This is a genomic window from Massilia sp. MS-15, from assembly GCF_020176695.1.
Taxonomy (GTDB): Bacteria; Pseudomonadota; Gammaproteobacteria; order Burkholderiales; family Burkholderiaceae_D; genus Telluria; species Telluria hydrophila.
On record NZ_JAIWIA010000039.1, the window covers coordinates 1 to 5643 of the forward strand.

A 5643-nucleotide genomic window follows, 5' to 3' on the forward strand; every position below is an offset into this window, starting at 1 on the left:
GAATCGGTCAAGTCCTTCCAGGTGCCGCCCACGCCCTTCACCTGGGCCTGGCCGCCGAGCTTGCCCTCGGTGCCGACTTCACGGGCGACGCGGGTCACCTCGGAGGCGAAGGAGGAAAGCTGGTCCACCATCACGTTGATGGTGTTCTTCAGCTCCAGAATCTCGCCTTTCACGTCCACGGTGATCTTCTTGGACAGATCGCCGTTCGCCACCGCGGTCGTCACCGCCGCGATGTTACGCACCTGGCCCGTCAGGTTCGACGCCATGAAGTTCACGTTGTCGGTCAGGTCCTTCCAGGTGCCGCCGACGCCCGGCACGTAGGCCTGGCCGCCGAGTTTGCCCTCGGTACCCACCTCGCGCGCCACACGGGTCACCTCCGATGCGAAGGAGCGCAGCTGGTCGACCATGACGTTGATGGTGTCCTTCAGCTGCAGGATCTCGCCGCGCACGTCCACGGTAATCTTCTTGGACAGGTCGCCGTTCGCCACCGCGGTGGTCACCTCCGCGATGTTACGCACCTGCGAGGTGAGGTTACCCGCCATCGAGTTCACCGAGTCGGTCAAGTCCTTCCAGGTGCCGGCCACGCCCTTCACCTGGGCCTGGCCGCCGAGCTTGCCCTCGGTGCCCACCTCGCGCGCCACGCGCGTCACCTCGGACGAGAACGAGGACAGCTGTTCCACCATGGTGTTGGCGGTCATGGCAGCGCGCAGGTACTGGCCCTTGAGCGGGTGCCCGTCCACTTCCAGCGCCATCGTCTGCGACAGGTCGCCCTTGGCCACCGCGCCGATGACGCGTGCCATCTCGGTGGTCGGGCGCACCAGGTCGTCGATCAGGGTATTGACCGAACTGATGATCGTGGCCCAGCCGCCCACCACGCCCGGCAGGTCGGCGCGCTGGGTCAGGTGGCCCTCGCGGCCGACCACGCGCGAGACGTCCGTGACCGTCTCCACCACCTTCTGCTTGGTCTCGATGATGTCGTTCAGGGTATCGGCGATCTTGCCGGACACGCCGGTCCAGTCGGACGGCATGCGCACCGAGAAGTCGCCCTTCTTCAGCGCCATCAAGGTAGTCAGCAACAGCTTCACGTCCAGCTGTTCGCCCATGTCGGTCATGTGGTTCATCGACTTCGTCCTTCTCGGTCCTGGTGTTGGGAAGTGGGTGGTCCGGCCCAGCCGGTTTGCAAGCAAGATGTTACTTTGTACGCTCACGCCAGGCATCAGCGCGCCAAATATTGCAGATTAGCAAATTCCGACTGGCAATCCGGCGGAGCGTAGCGTATTGATGGAGAGGCCGGCGCACGCTTGGAAGATGTTGTTGTATCGATACGACAAATGTTCGCATAGCAAGCTTGTTGCAAGAAAAATGTGCAGCCGGTCGCGTGATTTTCCGGCGATCTGTCATAGCATGGGCACAGATACTTCGGGTCGCCGTCCATGATAGACAATGCTTTACTGATTGGCCTGCTGGAAGCAGGCGACGAACAGTCCTGGACCGCGCAGCTGGTCGCGCTGGCGAATGCCCAGGGTTTTCCCTACGTCCTGTTCGGCCTGCTGCCATCGCGCCAGACACGTTTCAGCACGGCCTACGTGCGCACCAACTACCCCGCTGCCTGGCGCGCGCGCTACAGTGACGCCGGCTTCGTCCACATCGACCCGACCGTGGCGCACTGCCTGAAGAGCACCTTGCCGCTGGTGTGGTCGCGCGCGACCTTCGAGGAGGCGCTGGCCGGGGCCATGTACGAGGAAGCCTGCGCGCATGGCCTGCGCAGCGGCGTGACCCTGCCGGTCCACGGCCCGCAGGGCGAACTGGGCCTGATCAGCTTCGCCAGCGAACACGCGCCGGACGCCGCCTGCGCGCGCCGGGTAGCGGCAGCCCTGCCGGTGCTGGCGCTGATCCGCGACTATGCCTTCGCGTCGGCCGCGCGCTTCCATGAAGGCGCTTTGGAACCGGGCATGCCGCGCCTGACCCGGCGCGAGCTGGAGGTGCTGCGCTGGGTCATGCTCGGCAAGTCGTCCTGGGAAATCGCGCGCATCACGGCCTGTTCCGAAGCCACCATCAACTTCCACCTGGCGAACGTGCGCCAGAAATTCGGTGTCAACACGCGCCAGCAGGCCGTTGTCATCGCGCTCGGCCTGGGCCTGCTCAGCACCGAGGAGCAGCGCCGCTGATCCAGGCCCGTCCGCTGGTGAGGATCGGTGATTAAGTTGGTCCTGCGAATGCCTATACTAGGAGGTTCGAGCAGGCCCTATTCGACTTTTGGAGCCCCATGGATTCTTCGACGATCGCGCGCCCGTCCAGGGATGCCGCCGCCAGCCGCCAGCAGGGCGGCGCCGCGCCCTGGGTGGCGGGGATCGCGCTCGCGCTGGCGGTTGGGGGACTGTGCCACCGCGTCGCCACCGGCCTGGTCGAGGAAGATGCGCGGCGCCGCTTCGAGACGGTGGCGCGGCTGGCCCAGGAGCGGGTATCGAACGCGATCGTGTCCTACACCCGCGTGGTGCGCGGCATGGTGGCGCTGCACGTGGCTGGCGAGGGACCGCTGACGCGCCTGCGCCTGCACCGCTATGTACAGGCGCTCGACCTGCCGGCGCAGTTCCCGGCGATCGAGGCTGTATCCTTCATCGCCTATGTCCAGGACGCCGAGCGCGACGCCTTCATCGCCAGCGTGCGCCAGGACCGCAGCGTGGACCCGGCAGGCTATCCGCAGTTCGACATCCGTCCGGCCGGACGCCGCCCGTGGTACGCCGTGATCACCTGGGTCGAGCCGGGCCAGCAGCCCAACGACCGCGTCGGCTTCGACATCGCGGCCCAGCCCCAGATCGCGGCGGTGCTGGAGCGCGCGCGCGACGAGGCGAACCTGGGCGCGTCCGGCAATCCGGTGCGGCTCGCCCATCCCACGCCGCATACGGTGCTCGGGATGCGCGAGCCCCTGTACCGCGGCGGCGCGGCGCCGGCCACGCTGGAAGAACGGCGTGCGCGCTACATGGGCAGCATCGGCATCGCCTTCTCGGTCGACGCACTGGTGCGCCAGGCACTCGGTCCGCAGGAACGCCAGCCCGTCGCGCTCAGCCTGTACAGCGAAACCGCGCCAGGGCGGCCCGGCGCGCAGGAGCCCCTGTCGCTCGATGCGCGCGACCGCCTGCTGGTCGGCCCCGACGTACGCGGGCAGCCCGGCCCGGGCGGGCGTTTCAGCATCCTGCTGCCGATCGATTACGCCGGCACCCGCTGGAAAGCGCATTTCTCGGCCGAGCGCGCCGCGATGGCGGTCGGCGCCGACCGCTACCTGCCGCTGCTCGCCTTCGGCTCCGGTTTCGGGGTTTCGCTGCTCGGCTTCGCGCTGTTCTTCAACCTGGTGCGTTCGCGCCGCATGGCACTCGACCAGCGCATGCTGCTGGTCACGGTGCTGGACAACCTCGACGCCCATGTCTACCTGAAGGACAGCGCGCGCCGCTTCCGCTACCTGAACGCAAAGAGCGCGGTCATGATCGGCCTGCCTGCGGCGCAGATCGTCGGCCGCCGCGACATCGACGTGTCGCCCGACATGGCCGAAGCCACCTGGGCGCGCGACAGCGCCGCGCTGGAGAGCAGGGAGCGTCACGTGTGCCAGGTCGAGCTGCCGCTGCCAGACGGCAGCGTGCGCCAGATGTGGAGCGTGCGCGTGCCCCTGTTCCCGGAAGGCGAGCTGCCGGCCGTGCTGTGCATCTCGACCGACGTCACCGCGCTGCACGAACTGCGCGCCCGCGCGGATGCCGCCAGCCAGGCCAAGAGCGCCTTCCTGTCGAATATGAGCCACGAGATCCGCACGCCGATGAACAGCATCATCGGCATGACCCACCTGGCGTTGCAGGCCGGACCCGAGCCGCGCCTGCGTGCCTACCTGGAGAAGATCTACCATTCGGGCCAGCACCTGCTGGGCATCATCAACGACATCCTCGACTTCTCCAAGATCGAGGCTGGCAAGCTGGAACTGGCCACCCGCGTCTTCCTGCTGGAAGCGGTCATGCGCAACGTCGAGCTGCAACTGGGCCAGGCCGCCGCGGCCAAGGGGCTGGGCTTCGACATCGACATCGCGCCGGCGCTCGCGCGGCCCCTGCGCGGCGATCCGCTGCGGCTGGAACAGGTGCTGCTCAACTTCGCCGGCAACGCCGTCAAGTTTTCCGAGCAGGGCAGGATTTGCCTGCGCGCCCGTCTGGAACACGCCTTCGGTCCCGAACTGCTGGTGCGCTTCGAGGTGCAGGACCATGGCATCGGGATCGCACCGGGGCAACTGGCCGGGCTGTTCACACCCTTCCACCAGGCCGATCCTTCCGCCACGCGGCGCCATGGCGGCACCGGCCTGGGCCTGGTCATCAGCAAGCAGCTGGCGGAACTGATGCACGGCGAGGTCGGGGTCGACAGCATCCCGGGGCAGGGCAGTACCTTCTGGTTCACGGCGCGCCTGGCGCTCGAGGATGGCGTCGGCGCCGGGCTGGGCGCGGCCCCGGCCCCATCCGGGCAGCCGGCGCGCCTGGATGGTTGCAGCATCCTGCTGGCCGAGGACAATCCCTTCAACCAGCAGGTCGCGCGCGAGCTGCTGGCACAGGCCGGCGCCACGGTGGAGGTGGCCGGCAACGGGGCGGAGGCGCTGGCGCTGCTCGATGCGATGGTGCGGCGCCCCGACTGTGTCCTGATGGACGTGCAGATGCCGGTGATGGATGGACTGGAAGCGACCCGCCGCATCCGCCAGGACCCGCGCCTGCGCGGCCTGCTCGTGATCGCGATGACCGCCAATGCCGGCCTGGAAGACCGCGCGCGCTGCCTGGAGGCCGGCATGGACGAATTCCTGACCAAGCCGGTGGTGCCGGAACTGCTGGCGGCCACCATCGCGCGCTGCCTCGGCCGCAGCGAGGCGCCCGCGCCGGACCTGGCGCCCGCCGCGCAGCATCCCGGAGCCGGGGCCGCCGCGGTCGACCTGCCGGCGCTGGCCGCCAGCTTCGGCGGCGACCGCGCGCGCATGCGCAAGTATGCCTTCCTGTTCGTGGCCAGCGCACGCGCGGCGCTGGACGAGATCGATGCCGCGCTGGCGGCGGGCGAACTGGACGCCGCCGGGGCGGTGGCGCACCGCGTGCGCTCGGCGGCGCGTACCGTGGGCGCCGCCGGCTTCGCCGACCTGTGCGGCGAACTGGAAGCCCAGGCCGAGGCCGGGCGGGCGGCCCAGGCGCGCGCGCTGGGGGCGCGCCTGCGCGCCCAGCTGGTGCGTGCCGAGCGCGCCTTCAGCGGTGAATTCGGCATGCGTGCCCACGATCGCCAGCTGGAATCGAGGCCGTCCTGATGGGCACGGGAGCCGGGCACCATCCATGCCTTGTCAAAGGCGCAGTCAACCGGAACTATGGATGAGGACCGAACTGCCGAGCAGTTCGGCGGTCGAACGCCTGTCTCCCTCGACAGGACCCGATCATGCGCGCTCCCCGCTTCAGGAAGTGGTTCGCCCAGCTGCCCGCGCTGAACGTGCCGCAGCGCCTGCAAACGCTCTCGGCCCTGCACCCGGCTGCCGGACTCGACCGCATCATCGCCCTCATTGCCCAGGTCAAGGAAGGCAAGCGCCGCTGTCCTGCCTGCGCTTGCGAGCGTTACTACCGGCATGGCCAGGCCAACGGTCTGCAGCGC

The 5643-nt window shown here is 68.7% G+C and carries 3 protein-coding genes and 1 pseudogene; 3 read left to right on the forward strand and 1 reads right to left on the reverse strand.

The annotated features are described in order from the left end of the window. A partial coding sequence (locus LCI23_RS15935) for a HAMP domain-containing protein (RefSeq protein ID WP_224947434.1) occupies nucleotides 1–1121 on the reverse strand: 1121 nt, incomplete at its 3' end. A 312-nt stretch (nucleotides 1122–1433) separates the two neighbouring features. On the opposite strand from LCI23_RS15935, the gene LCI23_RS15940 reads away from it, so the two are divergent. From LCI23_RS15940 to LCI23_RS15950, 3 genes and pseudogenes are all read left to right on the forward strand, one after another. Continuing rightward, nucleotides 1434–2168 carry a LuxR family transcriptional regulator gene (locus LCI23_RS15940; RefSeq protein WP_224947435.1) on the forward strand — a complete coding sequence of 245 codons (735 nt, stop codon included), beginning with the start codon at nucleotides 1434–1436 and terminating at the stop codon, nucleotides 2166–2168. A 98-nt stretch (nucleotides 2169–2266) separates the two neighbouring features. After that, a complete protein-coding gene (locus LCI23_RS15945; RefSeq protein WP_224947436.1) occupies nucleotides 2267–5308 on the forward strand; it encodes a CHASE domain-containing protein in 3042 nt (1013 codons plus the stop codon). 125 nt (nucleotides 5309–5433) lie between these two features. After that, a pseudogene (locus tag LCI23_RS15950) lies at nucleotides 5434–5643 on the forward strand (IS1595 family transposase); the annotation flags it as partial.